The following is a 393-nucleotide window of genomic DNA, read 5'->3' as shown; positions in this document are numbered from 1 at the left end:
ACAGATACTGAGTCGTGATGAGGTGATGGAAGGCGTGCCTGAAATGATTCCTGATATCCAGGTGGAAGCCACCTTCCCGGACGGCAGCAAACTGGTCACCGTCCATCATCCTATCCCCTAGGAGTCGCTATGATACCCGGAGAATTATTGATTGCCGACGGCGAGCTGACGCTCAATGCTGGCCGCGCGACGCGCACGCTGGTTGTGGCAAACAGCGGTGACCGTCCGATACAGGTCGGTTCCCATTTCCATTTTTATGAAACGAATCCAGCCTTGTTATTTGAGCGTGCTGCAGGCTATGGCATGCGGCTGAATATTGCGACCGGTACCGCAGTCAGGTTTGAGCCGGGGCAGCAACGCACGGTTGAGCTGGTAGCGCTGGCCGGTGACCGG

General features: G+C 56.7%; 2 protein-coding genes. Both read left to right on the top strand.

What is annotated here, in order from left to right:
- Positions 1-121 (top strand): urease subunit gamma (locus KDM89_RS20180; RefSeq protein WP_212689658.1); only part of this gene is annotated, 121 nt, incomplete at its 5' end.
- Positions 122-129: 8 nt separating this feature from the next.
- The coding region (locus tag KDM89_RS20175) for an urease subunit beta (RefSeq protein ID WP_212689657.1) at positions 130-393 on the top strand (264 nt) is incomplete at its 3' end.

The organism is Cognatundibacterium luofuense, assembly GCF_018139685.1.
Taxonomy (GTDB): Bacteria; Pseudomonadota; Gammaproteobacteria; order Burkholderiales; family Burkholderiaceae_D; genus Undibacterium; species Undibacterium luofuense.
Note: the sequence above shows the minus strand (reverse complement) of the source record. Positions and strands in the feature narration are given on the sequence as shown.